We start from the raw sequence: 18,048 nt of genomic DNA, 5'->3' as shown, positions 1-18,048 counted from the left end.
TCCGGCTGAGGCACGACGCATGACCGGCTTCTTCGCCAATTATCTCGGCTACAATGCCGGCTGGTTCGTCGCGACGATTATCTGCATCCTGCTGATCGCGCTGCCGCTGATGCTGGCCGTGGCCATGATCATCTACGCCGATCGCAAGATCTGGGCGGCGATGGCACTGCGGCGGGGGCCGAACGTGGTCGGTCCGTTCGGGCTGCTGCAATCCTTTGCGGACGGCCTGAAGGTGTTCCTCAAGGAAACGATCATCCCGTCCTCGGCGAACCGGGGGCTGTTCCTGATCGCGCCGATCATCACCTTCACAGTGGCGCTGATCGCCTGGGCGGTGATCCCGTTCGGGCCGGGCATGGTGCTGGCCAACGTGAATGTCGGCCTGCTCTACATCCTCGCGGTGTCGTCGCTCGGCGTGTACGGCATCATCCTGGCGGGCTGGGCGTCCAACTCCAAATACCCCTTCTACTCGGCCATCCGCGCCGCCGCGCAGATGGTAAGCTACGAGGTGTCGATCGGGTTCATCCTGATCTCGATCGTGCTGTGGGCCGGCACGTTCAACCTGCAGGGCATCATCGATGCGCAGCGGGCGCATATTTTCGGCTTCATCAACGGCTTCGCTTTCAACCCTCTGCTGTTCCCGATGGCGGTGATGTTCTTCATCTCCTCCATGGCGGAGACGGCGCGCACCCCGTTCGACCTGACCGAGGCGGAGAGCGAGCTCGTCGCCGGCTACCAGACCGAATATTCGTCCATGTCGTTCGCGCTGTTCTGGCTGGGCGAATATGGCAACGTGATCCTGATGTGCGCGCTGAACGCCGTGCTGTTCTGGGGCGGCTGGCTGCCGCCGGTGGATTGGGCGCCGCTCTACCTCGTACCGGGCATCGTCTGGTTCTTCGGCAAGATCCTGTTCTTCTTCTTCGTGATGTCGTGGGTGAAGGCCACCGTGCCGCGCTACCGCTACGACCAGCTGATGCGGCTGGGCTGGAAGATCTTCCTGCCGATCTCGCTATTCTGGGTGTTCCTCGTGTCGGGCTGGTTGATGCTCACGCGCTACGGAGTCTGACATGGGCCTCGCGCATCTCGTCAAGTCGTTCACCTTGTGGGAGTTCGTGAAGGCGCATGCCGTCACGCTGCGCTACTTCTTCAAGCCGAAGGCGACGATCAACTACCCCTATGAGAAGAACCCGCTCTCGCCGCGCTTCCGTGGCGAGCATGCGCTGCGCCGCTACCCGAACGGCGAGGAGCGGTGCATCGCGTGCAAGCTGTGCGAGGCGGTGTGCCCGGCGCAGGCGATCACGATCGAGGCGGAGCCGCGCGACGACGGCAGCCGGCGCACCACGCGCTACGACATCGACATGACGAAGTGCATCTTCTGCGGCTTCTGCCAGGAAGCCTGCCCGGTGGACGCGATCGTGGAAGGGCCGAACTTCGAATATTCGACCGAGACGCGCGAGGAGCTGATCTACGACAAGGGCAAGCTGCTGGCGAACGGCGACCGATGGGAGCGTTCGCTGGCCGCGAACCTTGCCGCCGACGCACCCTATCGTTAAGCCGCGCACGAATCCGACGCGCACGAATATCAAGGGGCACATCACCGTCGTGATCCAGACGATCGCCTTCTATCTGTTCGCCACGATCGTGATCGCCTCCGGCGGTCTCACGATCCTGGCGCGCAACCCGGTGCACAGCGTGCTCTGGCTGATCCTCGCCTTCTTCAACGCGGCGGGGCTGATGGTGCTGGTGGGCGCGGAGTTCATCGCGATGCTGCTGGTGATCGTCTACGTCGGCGCGGTCGCGGTGCTGTTCCTGTTCGTCGTGATGATGCTGGACATCGATTTCGCCGAGCTGCGATCCGGCTTCGCGCGCTACCTGCCGTTCGGCATCCTGCTGGTGGTGGTGCTGGCGACGGAGATGATCTTCGCCGTTTCCGCTTGGAGCGCCGGCGGCATCGCGCTCTCCGCCAGCGTCGCGCCGATCCCGGAAGAGGTGCCGAACATCCAGGCGATCGGCACGCTGATCTACACGCGCTACCTGTTCATCTTCGAGGGCGCCGGCCTCGTCCTGCTCGTGGCGATGATCGGCGCGATCGTGCTCACCCATCGCACGCGCAGCGGCGTGCGGCCGCAGAACGTGTCGCGGCAGGTGCAGCGCCGCCCGCAGGACGCCACGCGCAACGCGAGCCCGGCCGTCGGGCAGGGGGTGGAGCTATGATCGGCATCCAGCACTTCCTGTTCGTCTCGGCGATCCTGTTCGTGATGGGGGTGTTCGGCATCTTCCTGAACCGCAAGAACGTCATCATCATCCTGATGGCGATCGAGCTGATCCTGCTCAGCGTGAACATCAATCTCGTCGCCTTCTCGGCCTATCTCCACGATCTCGTCGGGCAGGTGTTCGCGATGTTCGTGCTGACGGTGGCGGCCGGCGAGGCGGCGATCGGCCTTGCCATCCTCGTCATCTACTTTCGCGGCCGCGGCACGATCGCGGTTGACGACATCAACCGGATGAAGGGCTGACCATCCCGTGATCAAGCTCATCGTCTTCCTGCCGCTGCTGGCCGCGATCGTCGGCGGGCTGGGCAATCGCGCGCTCGGCAACACGATCGTCAAGTCGCTGACGACGGGGCTGCTGTTCGCCTCCTGCGCGCTCAGCTGGCCGATCTTCCTGGGGTTCCTCGGCGGCGGCACCACCGCCTATGTCGAGCCGGTGCTCACCTTCATCCGCTCCGGCGACATGACGGTGGACTGGGCGCTGCGCGTGGATACGCTGACGGCGGTGATGCTGGTGGTGGTGACGAGCGTCTCCGCTCTCGTCCACCTCTACAGCTGGGGCTATATGGCGGAGGATCCGGACCAGCCGCGCTTCTTCGCCTATCTGTCGCTGTTCACCTTCGCGATGCTGATGCTGGTGACGTCGGACAATCTGGTGCAGATGTTCTTCGGCTGGGAAGGGGTGGGCCTCGCTTCCTATCTGCTGATCGGCTTCTGGTACTATAAGCCCTCGGCCAACGCGGCGGCGATCAAGGCGTTCGTCGTCAATCGGGTCGGTGATTTCGGCTTCTCGCTGGGCATATTCGGCACGTTCCTGGTGTTCGGCACCGTCTCCATCCCGGCGATCCTTGCGGCGGCGCCGGGCATGGCGGGATCGACGATCGGCTTCCTCGGCGGTCGGGTCGATACGATGACCCTGCTGTGCCTGCTGCTGTTCGTCGGCGCGATGGGCAAGTCGGCCCAGCTCGGCCTCCACACCTGGCTGCCGGATGCGATGGAAGGCCCCACGCCGGTCTCCGCGCTGATCCACGCCGCCACGATGGTGACGGCGGGCGTGTTCATGGTGTGCCGCCTCTCGCCGATGTTCGAGGTGAGCCCGACGGCGCTGACCGTCGTCACCTATGTCGGCGCGGCGACGGCGCTGTTCGCCGCGACCGTCGGCACGGTGCAGACGGACATCAAGCGGGTGATCGCCTATTCCACCTGTTCGCAGCTGGGCTACATGTTCTTCGCCGCCGGCGTCGGCGCCTATGGCGCGGCGATGTTCCACCTGCTCACCCACGCCTTCTTCAAGGCCCTGCTGTTCCTGGGTGCGGGATCGGTGATCCACGCGATGCATCACGAACAGGACATGCGCTTCTACGGCGGCTTGCGGAAGCACATCCCGCTCACCTTCTTCGCCATGACGGCGGGCACGCTGGCGATCACCGGAGTCGGCATCGTCGACATATTCGGGTTCGCCGGCTTCTACTCCAAGGACGCGATCATCGAGGCGAGCTATGCGGCGGGCACGACGGCGGGTGGCATCGCCTTCTTCGTCGCGGTGTTCGCGGCGCTGCTGACCAGCTTCTACTCGTGGCGGCTGGTGTTCCTCACCTTCTTCGGCGAGGCGCGCTGGGCCGCGTCCGAGCATATCCAGCATGCGGTGCACGACGCGCACGGGCATGGCGGCCACGCGCACGACGATCACGGGCATCACGATCATCACGCGACGGCGGCGCAGGCCCATGCGGATGCCGATCATGCGGCGCCGGCCGAGGGGGCCGGCGGCGAGCCTCACCCGCACGATCCGGGCGCGGAAGATGTGAAGCACGGCACCGCCGGCTATCATCCGCACGAGAGCCCGATCACGATGCTGATCCCGCTGGGCGTGCTCTCCTTCGGGGCGATATTCGCCGGCTTCCTGTTCCACCTGCCGTTCCTGGATGCGGAGCGCGGCGCCGAGTTCTGGCGCGGCTCGGTCGCGTTCAACGCGCATCTGATGCACGCGATGCACGGCGTGCCGCTGTGGGTGAAGCTCTCCGCCACGGTGGTGATGCTCACCGGCTTCCTGATCGCGCTCTGGGCCTATATTCTTGACACGAGCATACCGGGCAAGTTCACCGCCATGTTCCGCGGGCTCTATGCCTTCCTGCTCAACAAATGGTATTTCGACGAGCTGTACGACGTGCTGTTCGTCCGCCCCGCTTTCTGGTTCGGGCGCTTCTTCTGGAAGCGCGGCGACCAGGGCACGATCGATCGCTTCGGGCCTAACGGCGTGGCGCGGCTGGTGGTGGGCGGCGGCGCGGCGGCGCGGCGGCTGCAATCGGGCTACCTCTATACCTATGCATTGGTGATGCTGCTCGGCCTCGCCGCGGCCGCGACCTGGGCGATGACGCGCTGACATGACCGGACTTCCCATCCTCACCATCCTGATCGCGGTGCCGCTGGCGGCGGCGCTCTGGTGCCTGTTCGCGCCCGGCGACGAGGCGGCGCGCGCCGCCAACGCCCGCTGGGCGGCGCTGATCGCCACGCTGATCGATCTCGCGCTCGGCATCGTTCTGTGGCTGGGCTACGACGCGGGCGGCCCGCAGTGGCAGTTCGTCGAGCATGTCGATCTGTTCGGCCGCTTCGCCTGGGCCCTGGGCATCGACGGCATCGCGCTGCTGCTGATCATGCTCTCCGTCTTCCTGATGCCGATCTGCATCGGCGCGTCGTGGGAGGCGATCACCAAGCGCGTGCCGGAGTATATGGCGGCGTTCCTGCTGATGGAAACGCTGATGATCGGTGTGTTCGCGGCGCAGGACCTGTTCCTGTTCTATATCTTCTTCGAGGCCGGCCTGATCCCGATGTACCTGATCATCGGCATCTGGGGCGGTGCCGAGCGGATCTACGCGAGCTACAAATTCTTCCTCTACACCCTGCTCGGATCGGTGCTGATGCTGATCGCGATGCTGTGGATGGCCCGCCAGGCCGGCACCACCGACATCCCGACCTTGATGGCGCACGACTTCCCGGTCCAAGCGCAGACATGGCTGTTCCTCGCCTTCTTCGCCTCCTTTGCGGTGAAGATGCCGATGTGGCCGGTGCATACCTGGCTGCCCGACGCGCACGTGCAGGCGCCCACGGCGGGCTCGGTGATCCTGGCCGGCGTGCTGCTGAAGATGGGCGGCTACGGCTTCATCCGCTTTCTGCTGCCGATGTTTCCGGAAGCGTCGGCGCAGCTGTTCTGGCTCGTGATGGGCCTGTCGATGGTGGCGATCGTCTACACCTCGCTCGTCGCGCTGGTGCAGACGGACATGAAGAAGCTGATCGCCTACTCGTCGGTAGCGCACATGGCGTTCGTGACGATCGGCCTGTTCACCTTCAACCGCCAGGGCATCGAGGGCGCGATGCTGGTGATGCTGAGCCACGGCCTCGTTTCCGGCGCGTTGTTCCTGTGCGTCGGCATCATCTACGATCGGCTGCACACGCGCGAGATCGCGCGCTATGGCGGCCTCGCCAACAACATGCCGCGCTACGCCATCCTGTTCCTGCTGTTCACGATGGCGTCCGTCGGCCTGCCGGGCACCAGCGGCTTCGTCGGCGAGTTCCTGTCGCTGATGGGATCGTACCGGGCGAACAGCTGGGTGGCGCTGGTCGCGACGACCGGCATAATCCTGGGCGCGGCATACATGCTCTACCTCTACCGCCGCGTCGTCTACGGCACGCTCGACAAGCCGGACGTGATGGCCATGCGTGATCTCACGCCGCGCGAGATCGCGCTGATGGTGCCGATCGCCCTGGTCGTGCTGTGGATGGGCGTCTATCCGGAGAGCTTCATCCACCCGATGCGGCGCGACGTGGGCGTCGTGCTGGCCCGCGTCGATCGCGCATGGCCCGGCGGCGACGCTAGGGTGACGGCCGGTTCTCCCGCAGCGGCCGCGGCCGCCACGCACGGGGCGGCCGGTCATGGCGCCGCCGATCACGCGCCCGCCGCGCACATGCCCGACGCGCCGGGGGGGGCGCACTGATGTCCAACGCCTCCTCCATCCTGCTGACCCTGCCGGAGCTGATCCTGTCGCTGGGTTCGCTCGCTTTGCTGATGGTCGCCGCCTTCATGGGCGATCGCACCACCCGCGGCGTCTCGATCGCCGCCGTCGCGATCCTGGTGGCGGCCACCGCCGCCGCCGTAGCGCCGGTCAGCGGATTCGGCGACGGCTTCGGCGGGCTCTACCATGCGGACGCCTTCTCGGCCTTCGCCAAGCTGCTCATCTACCTGGCGGCCGCCGTCTCGATCATGATCGCGCCGCGCTTCTTCGAGCGGGGCGGGGCCCTGCGCGCCGAATATCCGATCCTGATCCTGCTCTCCGCCATCGGCATGGGCATGATGGTGTCGGCCGGCGACATGCTGACCCTCTATGTCGGGCTGGAGCTGCAATCGCTGGCCGCCTATGTGCTGGCCAGCTTCATGCGGCGGGATGCGCGTTCGGCCGAGGCGGGCCTCAAATATTTCGTGCTCGGGGCGCTCGCCTCCGGCATCCTGCTCTACGGCATCTCGCTGACCTACGGCTTCACCGGCACCACCCTGTTCGGCGGGATCTCCGCCGCCGTGGCGGATGGCGTCTCCACGGGCGAGCTGTTCGGCTTGGTGTTCGTGTTCGCCGGCATCGCCTTCAAGATCGCCGCCGTGCCGTTCCACATGTGGACGCCGGACGTGTATGAGGGCGCACCCACGCCCGTCACCGCCTTCTTCGCCTCGGCCCCCAAGGTGGCGGCGATGGGGCTGATGGTGCGGGTGGCGGTGGAGGCGATGGGTCCGGCATCGTCGGCGTGGCAGCAGATCGTGATCTTCTCGGCGCTCGCCTCGACGATCCTCGGCGGCGTCGCCGCGATCGGGCAGAGCAACATCAAGCGGCTGCTGGCCTACTCCTCGATCAACAATGTCGGTTTCGCCCTGTTCGGCCTCGTCGCCGGCACGGCCGAGGGCGTGGCGGCGGTGATGACGTACATGGCCGTCTACATCGCGATGACGCTCGGCAGCTTCCTCTGCGTGCTGCAGATGCGCGACGCCGGTGGCGAGCCGGTGGAGACGATCGCGAGCCTCGCCGGCCTGTCGCGCACGCGGCCGGGGCTGGCGGCGGCGTTCGCGGTGTTCATGTTCAGCCTCGCCGGCATCCCGCCTTTGTTCGGCTTCTGGCCGAAGTTCCTCGTGTTCGATGCGGTCGTCGGCGTCGGTTTGTGGCCGCTGGCGATGATCGGCATCGCCACCTCGGTGATCGGCGCCTTCTATTATCTGAAGATCGTCAAGACGATGTACTTCGACGAGCCGGCACCGGCCTACGCGCCGATCACCAGCTATGCGGAGGGCACGCTGATCGCACTGTCGGCGCTGTTCGTGTCGCCGCTCGGCTATCTGACGATCCCGGCGCTGGGCGCCGCCAGCCTCGCCGCCGCGCGGGCGCTGTTCTGATCGAGCTGCGCACCGTCCCGCGGACGGGATCGACCAACGACGATGTCGCGGCGCTCGCCGCCGCCGGCGCAGCCGAGGGGTTGTGGCTGCGCGCGGCGGTGCAGACCGGCGGGCGCGGGCGGCAGGGGCGGGCCTGGGACTCCCCTACCGGCAATCTCCACGCGAGCACCCTGCTGCGCCACCGCGCCGCCGATCCGCCGGCGCCCACCCTGGCGCTGGTGGCGGCGGTGGCGCTGCACGAGGTCCTCTCCGCCTATACCGCCGCGCCGGATCTTCGGCTGAAATGGCCCAACGACGTGATGCTGGGCGGCGCCAAGCTCTCCGGCATCCTGCTGGAAAAGGCTGGGGATGCGGTGGTGATCGGCTTCGGCGTGAACCTGGCCTGGCATCCCGCCGGGCTCGGCCGCCCGGTTACGAGCCTGCCCGCCGCCGGCGCCGCGGCGCCCGATCCCGACGTCTTCCTCCACGATCTCGCCGGCGCGTTCGCGCGCTGGGTGTCGCGCTGGCGAGGCGAGGGGCTGGGGCCGGTGCGTGGTGCGTGGCTGGCGGCGGCCCACCCGATCGGCACGCCGCTGCTCGCCAGGGGCGCGGACGGCGGCGCGATCGAGGGCCTGTTCGACGGCCTGGCGGAGGACGGTGCCCTGCGGCTGCGCTTGGCGGATGGATCGCGCCATGTCATGCACGCCGGTGACGTGTTCGCGCTCTGAAGGTCGCCTCATGCTGCTTGCCATCGATGCCGGCAACACCAATATCGTCTTCGCGCTGGTGGCGGACGGCGGGGATATCCGCGCGCGCTGGCGCATCGCCACCGATGCCCGCCGCACGGCGGACGAATATGCCGTGTGGCTCCACCAGCTGCTCCAGCTCGAGGGGCATGATCGCGGCGTGGTGACGGCCGTCATCATCGGCACCGTCGTGCCGCGCGCGCTGCACAATCTGCAGGTGCTGGCATCGAAATATTTCGGCGTCACGGCCCTTGTCGCGGGCCACCCGCCCGCCACCTACGGTATCGAGCTCGACGTGGTCGAGCCGAGCACGGTGGGTGCCGATCGCGCGCTCAACGTGATCGCGGCGCACCGCCGCTACAAGGGCGATCTGATCGTGGTCGATTTCGGCACCGCCACAACCTTCGACGTCGTCGATTATGACGGCGCCTACAAGGGCGGCATCATCGCGCCGGGCATCAACCTGTCGCTCGACGCGCTGTTCGCGGCGGCCGCCAAGCTGCCGCGCATCGCCATCGAGCCGCCGCGCGACACCCGCGTGATCGGCCGCACGACCGAGGACCAGATGCATGTCGGCATCTTCTGGGGCTATGTGGCGATGATGGAGGGGCTGGTCACACGGCTGAAGGCGGAGATCGGCCGGCCGGCCAAGGTGATCGCCACCGGCGGCCTGGCCACCCTGTTCGACCAGCGCACCGCCATCTTCGATGCGATCGAGCCCGATCTCACCATCCAGGGCCTCGGCCTGCTCTACCGTCGGGCCACGGCCTGACCCACAGGCGGCGCAGCGCCGCCGCTCTCGTTCGCGCCCGCCGGCCCGATGCCGGCACGCGCCCTATCGAATGGAACCCAAGTGACGAAACCCGGTAACGAATTGCTCTTCCTCGCCCTCGGCGGATCGGGGGAGATCGGCATGAACGTCAATCTCTACGGCTGCCAGGGCAAGTGGGTGATGGTCGATCTCGGCCTCACCTTCGCCGATCCGGCCTATCCTGGCATCGACCTGATCCTGCCCGATCTCGACTTCATCGAGAAGAATGCGCGCGACCTGCTCGGCATCGTGCTGACCCACGGGCATGAGGATCATATCGGCGCGATCCCGTATCTGGCCGCCGATCTCGGCGTGCCGCTCTACGCCACGCCGTTCACCGCCGGCCTGATCCGCGGCAAGCTGGATGAGGAGGGGCTGGGCAACAAGGTAAAGCTGCACGTCATCCAGAACGAGGGCTCGTTCCAGCTCGGGCCGTTCGGTTTCACCTACGTGCCGCTCGCCCACTCGATCCCGGAGGGCAATGCGCTGCTGATCGAGACGCCCTACGGCCGCATCATGCACACCGGCGACTGGAAGCTGGACGAGGAGCCGCTGCTCGGCACCCCATCCACCGCCGAGGAGCTGGAGGCGATCGGCGACAAGGGCATCCTCGCGCTCGTCTGCGATTCCACCAACGTGTTCAACGATGCCGCGTCCGGATCGGAGGCGGCGGTGCGTGAGGGGCTGGACGGCGTGATCGGCGCCGCCACCGGCCGCGTGCTCGTCACCACCTTCGCCTCCAATGCGGCGCGGGTGCAGACGTTGGGCGCGGTGGCGGTGGATACCGGCCGCAAGTTGTGCGTGGCCGGGCGCTCGCTCGATCGCATCATCAAGGTGGCCAAGGCGACCGGCTATCTCAGGGACTTTCCCGAGACGATCGGCTTCGACGAGGCGATGCGCCTGCCGCCGCGCGAGGTGATGATCGTGGCGACGGGCGGGCAGGGGGAGGCGCGGGCGGCGCTGGCCCGCATCGCCTTCAACAGCCACCAGCTGAAGCTCTCAGAGGGCGACACGGTCGTCTTCTCGTCCAAGCAGATCCCGGGCAACGAGATCGCGATCGGCCGCATCCAGAACGCGCTGGCGGCCAGGAACGTCATCATGATCACCGATCGTCAGGCCCACGTCCACGTTTCCGGCCATCCCGGGCGGCCGGAGCTTGCCCTGATGTACAAGTGGATCCGGCCCGAGATCCTGCTGCCGGTGCATGGCGAGATGCGCCACATGGCCGAGCAGGCGCGCTTCGGCCTGAGCGAGGGCGTGCCCAATGCGGTGATCCAGCAGAACGGCACGGTGATCCGCCTGGCGCCCGGCGGGCCGTCGCTGGTCGGCCACGAGCGGGTGGGGCGGCTGATCCTGGACGGCGACGTGATCCTGCCGGCCGACGGATCGACGATTAACGAGCGGCGCAGGATCTCGCTGCACGGCCTGATCGCGGTGACGGTAGCGCTCGACGGCAAGGGCCAGGTGGGCGGCGTGCCCGCCATCGCCATTCAGGGCATACCCGTGGAGGAGGATCGCGACGACTTCATCGCCGAGGCGGCCGATGCCGCGGCCGGCGCTGCGGCGGACGGCGGCCGAGACGAGGCGAAACTGCGCGAGGCGATCCGCCTGGCCGTGCGCCGCCGCGCGACGCAGTGGACGGGCAAGAAGCCGGTGGTGGATGTCTCGATCATCCGGGTGTAAGGCCGTGCCCGCGCCTGCCCCTCGTGGAAGCGAGCGGCCGGCTGGGCGCGGTGGAGGCTCTTGCACCGGGCTCATCCCGCGCCCGGCAATGGGTCTCGACTTCGCTGGACATGAGGGGGAGCGCGGCTCCGCAGGCAAACGATGAAATTCTCCTCGATCCTCGCTTTGTATCCGCTGTTCTGGTCGCTGTGCCTGTTCTTCGTGCTGCCGTTCCGCCTGCGATCCAGCGCGGAGCCGGACATCGAGGTGGCCGGGCAGATGCGCGGCGCGCCGCCGCGCTTCAGCCTGAAGCGCACGGCGATCTGGACGACATGGCTGTCGCTGGCCGTGTTCGGGCTCTATTATCTCAACTATGTCAACGGCTGGATCGGGCCGCAGGCGCTGGACTTCTTCACGGCCAGCAAGCCGACCGGTGTCTGATCCCGGCTGGTCCATGCCACGGTAAAGTCTGTTTCAGCCGAAACGCGAGACTCGCTCGATGCGAAGAGGCTGGCAAGCGCATCGCGACCGCGCGCCGGCTCCTTCGTCGTTTTACCCGTTCGCCGATCCGCAAGCGACGGCGTCAAGGGAGAGGCATGGAATCTCGCCTGCGCCGGAATGACGACGGAAGTCCGGGTCAGGCTATCGGACACGCCATGAGCGTATGAAGGCCGGCACCCGGCGTCAGGTGCGCAGCCGCTCGATCGCCTGGGCCAGCGCCACGTAGAGCTTGCCCATGTCGGCCGACAGCAGGGTCACGCCCAGCAGCGACCCATCGCGCGTCGCCAGGATGTGGCGCAGCATCGCCTCAAAATCGTGGATGTAGCGGTTCACCTGATCGCGGAAGCCGGCATCCGCCTCGTAGCGGCGGGCGATCTCCTTGGACTCTGACGCTTCGACCAGCCGGGCCGCGCGGCGGGTGAACACGCCGCGATCGCCCTTCAGATAGGCCGCCCACAGCGTATCGGGGATGTCGCTCGCCAGCAATCGGGCGACGTCGATGGCGGTGGAGTTCAGCTGCTCGATCAGGTGGGCGACACGTGCCGAGACGCCGTCCTCTCCGGCCACGGGCTCGCTGGCGCGTGCCTCGCCGAGCCTCTTCTCCACGGCGCTCGCGGTGGCGGCGATGGCGGTCATCTCGTCGGTCAGGCGGCGGCTCGCCTCCTGCGCCGCGGCGACGGCGCGGTCTGAGGCGCTGGCGATCGCCGCCAGCTTGTCCTCGACGGCACCGGCCAGCTGCTCGTCGAGCGCGCGACGGCTCTCGGCCCCCAGCCGGTCGGCGGCGGACTGGACGGCCTCGCCCAGCGCGCGGCCGGCATGGTCGGCCGCCTGCGTCGCCGTCTCGCGCACGCGCAGCAGCGCCTCGACCAGCTGCGGCCCGGCGCCGCCGGCCAGCGCCAGCGCCCGCTCGCCGGCCTCGGCCAGCACCGCATCCACGGCTGCGGCGCGCGCTTCGAGCATCTCCAGCTGCTCCCGCGCGGTCTCGCCGATGCCGTCCAGCGCGGCGCGCTGGGCGGCGAGCCGATCGTCGAGCGTCGCCAGCGCACGGCCGGCATCCTCGACCCCGGCGACCAGCGCCTCCGCGCGCGGCATCACCGCCTCGATCGCGGTGCCGCCGCGCGTCGCCTCGGCCTCGATCGCTTCCATGAGCGCGGGCAGCCGCTCGCCGAACTCGGCCGCGCAGCCGGCGACCACGTCGCGCAGCCGCTCGCCGCGCGCGATCAGCGTCTCGGCGGCCGCGCCGCCGCGTTCGATCGCGCCGCCGATGCCCTGCGCATCCTCGCCCAGCGCGCGCAGCCGCTGGGCCAGCTGGGTGACGCGGGCGGTGCCGTTGAGATCGGCCTCGGCCAGCGCCCGGTCGATCCCGGCGATCCGCTCGGCCAGCATGTCCAGCAGCGCGCGGGCGGCGGTGTCGTGGCCGCCCAACCGAATCCCGATCGCCTCAACCTCCGCCGCCACGCGGCCGATGCGATCTTCCAGCGCCTCCGCCGCGTCGCCGGCCGCGCGGGCGAAGGCGGCCTTGCCCTGTTCCACCATCGCCATCAAAGCCGCGCGCTGCGTGTCGATGCTGGCGCGCGTCGCGTCCACCGCATCGGCGGCGCTGGTGAGCGCCGAATCCACCGTGCGCGCGATCCCGTCCGCCGCCGCGTCGATGCGGTTGCCGGCGGCGTCGCTGATGCTCTCGATCCGGGCGAGATGGGCGGAGAGCCGCTGCGCCGCGCCGCCGGCCACCTCGTCCACCTCGCGCGCGCGATCGGCGAGGGTCTTCAGCTCGACGGAGAGCGCCGCCGCGCGGTCGTTCGCGTCGCGCCCGGTGTCGCGCAGCAGCTCCGACAGGCCGTGCACCTGCGCCTCGACACGGGGCAGATCGGCCATCAACACGCCCATGTCGCTGAAGGCACCCGTTGTGGCCGACTCCAGCTGCTCCGCCTGGCGGCCGAGCACCTTGGCCTCGTTGCGCATCTGTGCGCCGATCTCGGCCAGGCGCAGGGCGGAATCCTCGCCCAGAGACAGCAGTTCCTGGCTGTGTTCGGCCACTGCCTTGCGATTGTCGTCGATGCGCGCGGCCAGGCGGGCGATCGTCTCGTCCAGCGCGGTCGCCTCCGCCCGCATCGCCGCCGCCGTCTGGCCGAAGCGGCGGGCCTCGCGCCGGCTGGTGCGCTGGAGGAGGAGGTAGAGGATGCCGAGCAGCGCCAGCGGGCCGCTCGCCAGCGATATGCGGCCGGCGATCTCCGCGACGGGCGCCGCCTCCACCTGCAGCGAGGTGACGATCGCCGCCACCCACAGCAGGCCGACGATGGCGAGGGCGATGCCGCCGAACCTCTCCAGCGGCGATGTGGTCGCGTCTTCCAGCACCGGCGCCGGCGGCGGTGCCGGCGGCTCCGGCGGCGAGACCGGCCCGCCGCGCTGAATGGCCTCCAGCAGGGCGCGATGCTCACGCCACTGCTCGGTCGATCGTGCCCCCGTGCTCATGCCGCCGGGTTTACCACTTTTGCCCGGCCTTGAAAGAGGCGGCGGCGCAACCTTCCGTTAACCGGAACGGCTTATCCTCGCGCCATGTCCTACGATCCCGGAGCGTTGCGCATAGCCCTGGCGGCGGCCGTCGGTGACGATCCGGCGCTCGTTGCCGAACTGCGCACCGCCTTCATCGCCAGTGCCGAGACCATGTCGGATCTGCTCGCGCGGTCGCGCTGCGACGCCAACTGGCAGGCGGCGGCGTGGCGGCTGCACGGCCTGGCCGCCAGCTTCGGCGCGATCGACCTGATGGATCTCGCGGCCGAGGCGGCACGCGGCGCGCCCGGCGATCCCGTGTCGCTGCGGCGGATCGATCTGGCGATCCAGGCCTTCGACGGCTGAACCCGCGCCGCCGGGCCGCACGCCCGGCTTTGCAACCGCCGCATCCCGGCCTATCGCCTGCGGGATGAGGGCATGGACGTGGCGCTGGCAGCTCTGATATCCGCCTGCCGGACGGTGGAGGATCCCGCCGCCGACGCGGGCGAGCGGCTGCGCGCCACGCTGCCTCTCGCCGGCGCGACCCTGGTGGAGCATCAGGCGCGGCTGGCGGCGGCGGCCGGCGCCGGCCCGATCGTGATCCTGGTCGAGCGGTTGCCCGCCACCCTGACCGCCGCCGTCGACCGGCTGCGGCGCGACGGCCTGCACGTGGAGATCGCGCGCGGCCTGACGGACGCGGTCGATCGCATCCACCCGGACGAGACGCTGCTGGTGATGGCGGACGGCTGGGTCGCCGGCGCGGATCTGGTCGCCCGCATGGCCGAGGTGCCGGTGCCGGCGCTGCTCGCCGTGCCCGACGATGCCGACCACGCCGGCTTCGAGCGGATCGACGCCGCCGCGCGCTGGGGCGGGCTGCTGCTGATCGATGGCGCCCGGCTGCGCCACACCGCATCCCGGCTGGGCGAGTGGGATCTGGAATCCACCCTGCTGCGGCGGGCGGTGCAGGAGGGCGCGGCGCGCATCGATGCCTATGAGGAGGGCGATGCGCCGCCGGTGATCGCCGATGCCGTGGCCATGCTCGATCCGCTGGACCGCGCGCTCGCGAGAGGCGGGCGCGGGGAGGCGGAGGATGCGGCGGCGCGCTTCCTGTTCCCGCCGATCGTCGATGCGCTGGCGCTGCCGCTGCTGCGGCGGGGGATCGAGCCGCGCTGGATCGGCGCGGCGGCCGGGCTGCTGGCGCTGGCGGCGGCGCCCCTCGCGCTGTTCGGCTGGCGGTGGACGGCGCTGTCGCTGCTGCTGCTCTCCGGCCCCTTGGCGGCGCTGGCGGTGCGGCTGGCCGAGATCCGCCTGGTCGCCTACGATGTCCGGCGGCTGCACGTCGTGCGGTCGATTGGCGCGGCCGTGGCGCTGCTGCTGCTCGGCGGCGATCTGGCGGCAACGCAGGGGTGGGGCTGCTGGCTGCTGGCCTGCGCCGTGCCGCTCGGCATGGCGGCCTTGTCGCGCGAGCGCCGCATCCTGGCGCTGGTGGACGAGCGGCCGGCGCCGCTGTGGCTCGCCAGCCTTGACGGGCTGATCTGGATCGCGCTGCCGGTGGCGGTCGCCGGGCCGTGGCTCGCCATGGTCGCTGTGGTGGCGGCCTATGCGCTCGCCTCGTTCGCCGTGGTGCAGCAGCGGGTGGCGGGCCGGATGGCCGCGGCGCGGGTTTAGCACGCTGTTAACGACACTCGTTTATCTCCGCCGCCATGCCGTCACGCTTGTTCGCCGCCGATCGATCGCCGCCTGCCACCGAGTGGCTGGTGGCCGATGCCGCGCGGTCGGTGCTGCGCCTGCGCGCCCGTCGCGAGGTAGCAGTGGCCGATCTGTTCCTGGCGCACGACGGCCGCCTGCGCGACGACGATCGCGCCACGATCGCGGGATTGCTGTCCGCCATCGTCGAGGCGACGGAGCGCGCGTTGCGGCTGCATCTAGCGGGCGCCTTCGCCGATCGGCCGATGCTGGCGGAATCGCTCGCGTCCGGCCGTATTCCGATCGCCCGGCCCATCCTGGAGCGATCGGGCAGCCTGCGCGATCCGGCGCTCGTCGCGGCGCTCGCCCAGCGGGCGGAGGAGGGGCGGGTGATCGCCCGCCTGCGCCGCGCGCGCGATCGCGGGCTGGAACTGGAGCCGGATCCGCAGCCGGCGCTGCTCGACATGCTGACGCGCGATGCGGCGGCGGACGTCGCCGATGCCGCCGCGCGTCTCGCCGCCGCCGGGCGCGACCGGCGCGATCCCACCGGCGCCGCGCTGCCGGGCGCGGCGGAGTTCCCGGCCGAGGTGCAGCACCGGCTCGTCTGGCGGGTTGCCGCCGCCCTGCGCGACTATGTGGTGGCGAGCCACGCGGTGGAGCCGGGATCGGTCGATCCGCGCGTGGCGCAGGCGGCGGCCGCCGTGCTCGCCGGCTATGACGAGGGCGAGACGCTGCCCTCGCTCGCCGTCGCGCTGGCGCGGGCATTGTTGGCAGGCGGGCGGCTGGACGATGCGATCGTCGTGCGGGCGCTGGCCGATGGCGAGCCCGGCCTGGCCGCCGCGGCGCTGGCGGTGCGCGCCGGCGTCGGCGTCGATGCCGCGTGGGACATGATGATCGATCCCGATGTCGGGCGCCTGCTGCTGCTGTGTCGCGGCGCCGACCTCGCCCCGCCGCAGGCGGCCGATATGGCGCTGCGCCTGACGGACGAGGGCGACGAGGATGCGCTGGCCGACCGGATCGAGGCCTATGGCGGCATGACGCCGGACCGCGCATCCGCCGCGCTCGCCTTGTGGCGGATCGATCCCGTCTACGTCGACGCCATCGCCGAACTCGCCCGCGGAACCGATCGGTGAGCGGCCGCCTGGCGCCGGTGCGCGGCCGTGTCGACGGGCAGGGCCGGCTGGTGGAGGCCGATCCGGAGTTGCTGACGCTGCACCTGCGCGCGGGCGGGCAGGAGGGCGGCGTGCTCGCGCCGCCGCAGCTCGCCGCGCTGGTGCGGCTGGTGCGGCGCATCGGCATCGTCGTCTCGCGCGGCGTGCTGGTGGCGGACGAGGAAGGCGATCTCGATCTCTGGGTGCGCGCGCAGCCGGACGACGGCGGGGTAAGCCTGGCGATCGCCGGCTGGAACCGTCGTGCCGCCGTGCCGGCATCGGCCGACCTGCCGGCCCGCGAGCAGGATTTCACGCGCGCCGATGCCGACTGGACCTTCGCGACGGACGCGGCGCTGCGCATCGTCAGCCTGGTGCCGCCCCATTCCGGCGTATCGACGGGCGATCCGCTGACGCGGCTGTTCACCTTGCAGCCGGGGGAGCAGGGCGCGCTGCCGATGCTGGAGGCGGTGGCGATGCAGCGCCGCTTCGCCGATCAGCACGCCACCGTCGCCGTCAGCGGCGAGCAGGTGCGGCTGGCCGGCGCGCCGCTGATCGACGGGCTGGGCCGCCTGGCCGGCTTCAGCGGGGCCGCGACGATCGTGCCGGCGGAGGCGGCGGGCGGGCCGGGCGCGGTGAACGCGGATGCGTTCGGCGAGCGGCTGGACGCGGCGCTGCGCGGCCCGCTCGATCGCATCGTGGCCAATGCCGAGACGATCCGCGCCCAGTCGGAGGGGCCGCTGCGGCGCGATTACTCCGCCTATGCCACCGATATCGCGACGGCGGGGCGGCATCTGCTGGCGCTGGTGGGCGATCTCGTCGATCTCCAGGCGATCGAGCGACCCGACTTCACCGTCGCGCCCGAGCCGATCGACCTGGCCGACGTGGCGCGCCGCGCGGCGGGGCTGCTCGGCGTGCGGGCGGCGGATCGCGGCGTGCGGATCGATCGACCGGCGGAGGACGAGGCGGCGCCGGTGCACGGCGATTTCCGCCGCGTGCTCCAGATCCTCGTCAACCTCATCGGCAACGCCGTGCGCTACTCGCCGGAGGGCGGCATGCTGTGGGTGCGCTGTGAGCCGGGTGGTCGCACCGCATCGGTGGTGGTGGCCGATCAGGGCAAGGGGCTGGCGGCCGAGGATCAGTCGCGCATCTTCGAGAAGTTCGAGCGGGTCGACCCGAGCGAGCCGGGCGGCACGGGCCTTGGCCTCTACATCTCGCGCCGGCTGGCGCGGGCGATGGGCGGCGACATAACGGTGGACAGCGCGCCGGGCCAGGGCGCCCGCTTCGTGCTGACCCTGCCGGCGCGATAGGCGGCGGAAGCCCGACT

At 69.9% G+C, this 18,048-nt stretch carries 16 protein-coding genes; 15 read left to right on the top strand and 1 reads right to left on the bottom strand.

Annotated elements, in window-relative coordinates:
* The first annotated feature begins 19 nt into the window (after positions 1–19).
* From nuoH to GNT64_RS08920, 11 genes are all read left to right on the top strand, one after another.
* On the top strand, positions 20–1,063 hold the full coding sequence (gene nuoH / locus GNT64_RS08970; RefSeq protein WP_156679222.1) for an NADH-quinone oxidoreductase subunit NuoH: 1,044 nt from the start codon (positions 20–22) through the stop codon (positions 1,061–1,063).
* A 1-nt stretch (position 1,064) separates the two neighbouring features.
* A complete protein-coding gene (gene nuoI / locus GNT64_RS08965; RefSeq protein WP_156679221.1) occupies positions 1,065–1,550 on the top strand; it encodes an NADH-quinone oxidoreductase subunit NuoI in 486 nt (161 codons plus the stop codon).
* Between the two features lie 49 nt (positions 1,551–1,599).
* The gene (locus GNT64_RS08960) at positions 1,600–2,211 is read left to right on the top strand and encodes an NADH-quinone oxidoreductase subunit J (protein WP_156679220.1); all 612 of its coding nucleotides are present in this window, start codon (positions 1,600–1,602) and stop codon (positions 2,209–2,211) included.
* Positions 2,208–2,513, top strand: a complete 306-nt coding sequence (nuoK, locus tag GNT64_RS08955; RefSeq protein ID WP_156679219.1) for an NADH-quinone oxidoreductase subunit NuoK — start codon at positions 2,208–2,210, stop codon at positions 2,511–2,513. The genes GNT64_RS08960 and nuoK overlap by 4 nt, the downstream gene beginning before the upstream one ends.
* A gap of 7 nt (positions 2,514–2,520) precedes the next feature.
* Positions 2,521–4,650 (top strand): NADH-quinone oxidoreductase subunit L, encoded by a 2,130-nt coding sequence (gene nuoL / locus GNT64_RS08950; RefSeq protein WP_156679218.1) that lies wholly within the window; start codon positions 2,521–2,523, stop codon positions 4,648–4,650.
* A 1-nt stretch (position 4,651) separates the two neighbouring features.
* Entirely contained in the window at positions 4,652–6,259 is a 1,608-nt protein-coding gene (locus GNT64_RS08945) for an NADH-quinone oxidoreductase subunit M (RefSeq protein WP_156679217.1), read from the top strand.
* Entirely contained in the window at positions 6,259–7,698 is a 1,440-nt protein-coding gene (nuoN, locus tag GNT64_RS08940; RefSeq protein WP_156679216.1) for an NADH-quinone oxidoreductase subunit NuoN, read from the top strand. Before GNT64_RS08945 ends, nuoN begins: the two co-directional genes overlap by 1 nt.
* Complete coding sequence (locus GNT64_RS08935; RefSeq protein WP_156681516.1) at positions 7,698–8,405, top strand: biotin--[acetyl-CoA-carboxylase] ligase; 708 nt, start codon at positions 7,698–7,700, stop codon at positions 8,403–8,405. Before nuoN ends, GNT64_RS08935 begins: the two co-directional genes overlap by 1 nt.
* A gap of 10 nt (positions 8,406–8,415) precedes the next feature.
* Complete coding sequence (locus tag GNT64_RS08930) at positions 8,416–9,195, top strand: type III pantothenate kinase (RefSeq protein ID WP_156679215.1); 780 nt, start codon at positions 8,416–8,418, stop codon at positions 9,193–9,195.
* Positions 9,196–9,336: 141 nt separating this feature from the next.
* Entirely contained in the window at positions 9,337–10,917 is a 1,581-nt protein-coding gene (locus GNT64_RS08925; protein WP_197277396.1) for a ribonuclease J, read from the top strand.
* 141 nt (positions 10,918–11,058) lie between these two features.
* A complete protein-coding gene (locus GNT64_RS08920) occupies positions 11,059–11,337 on the top strand; it encodes a DUF1467 family protein (protein ID WP_156679213.1) in 279 nt (92 codons plus the stop codon).
* A gap of 243 nt (positions 11,338–11,580) precedes the next feature.
* Here GNT64_RS08920 and GNT64_RS08915 read toward each other — a convergent pair whose 3' ends face one another.
* Complete coding sequence (locus GNT64_RS08915; RefSeq protein WP_156679212.1) at positions 11,581–13,869, bottom strand: coiled-coil domain-containing protein; 2,289 nt, start codon at positions 13,867–13,869, stop codon at positions 11,581–11,583.
* Between the two features lie 84 nt (positions 13,870–13,953).
* Between GNT64_RS08915 and GNT64_RS08910 the strand changes: the two genes are divergently transcribed.
* The 4 genes from GNT64_RS08910 (at position 13,954) to GNT64_RS08895 (ending at position 18,031) form a co-directional block, all read left to right on the top strand.
* Positions 13,954–14,253, top strand: a complete 300-nt coding sequence (locus GNT64_RS08910) for an Hpt domain-containing protein (protein ID WP_156679211.1) — start codon at positions 13,954–13,956, stop codon at positions 14,251–14,253.
* A 72-nt stretch (positions 14,254–14,325) separates the two neighbouring features.
* On the top strand, positions 14,326–15,555 hold the full coding sequence (locus GNT64_RS08905; RefSeq protein WP_231639396.1) for a hypothetical protein: 1,230 nt from the start codon (positions 14,326–14,328) through the stop codon (positions 15,553–15,555).
* A gap of 35 nt (positions 15,556–15,590) precedes the next feature.
* Positions 15,591–16,706 (top strand): DUF2336 domain-containing protein, encoded by a 1,116-nt coding sequence (locus tag GNT64_RS08900; protein ID WP_156679210.1) that lies wholly within the window; start codon positions 15,591–15,593, stop codon positions 16,704–16,706.
* A complete protein-coding gene (locus GNT64_RS08895) occupies positions 16,703–18,031 on the top strand; it encodes a sensor histidine kinase (RefSeq protein ID WP_156679209.1) in 1,329 nt (442 codons plus the stop codon). Before GNT64_RS08900 ends, GNT64_RS08895 begins: the two co-directional genes overlap by 4 nt.
* Positions 18,032–18,048 lie beyond the last annotated feature (17 nt).

This window comes from Sphingomonas profundi, assembly GCF_009739515.1.
GTDB classification, from domain to species: domain Bacteria; phylum Pseudomonadota; class Alphaproteobacteria; order Sphingomonadales; family Sphingomonadaceae; genus Alterirhizorhabdus; species Alterirhizorhabdus profundi.
Note: the sequence above shows the minus strand (reverse complement) of the source record. Positions and strands in the feature narration are given on the sequence as shown.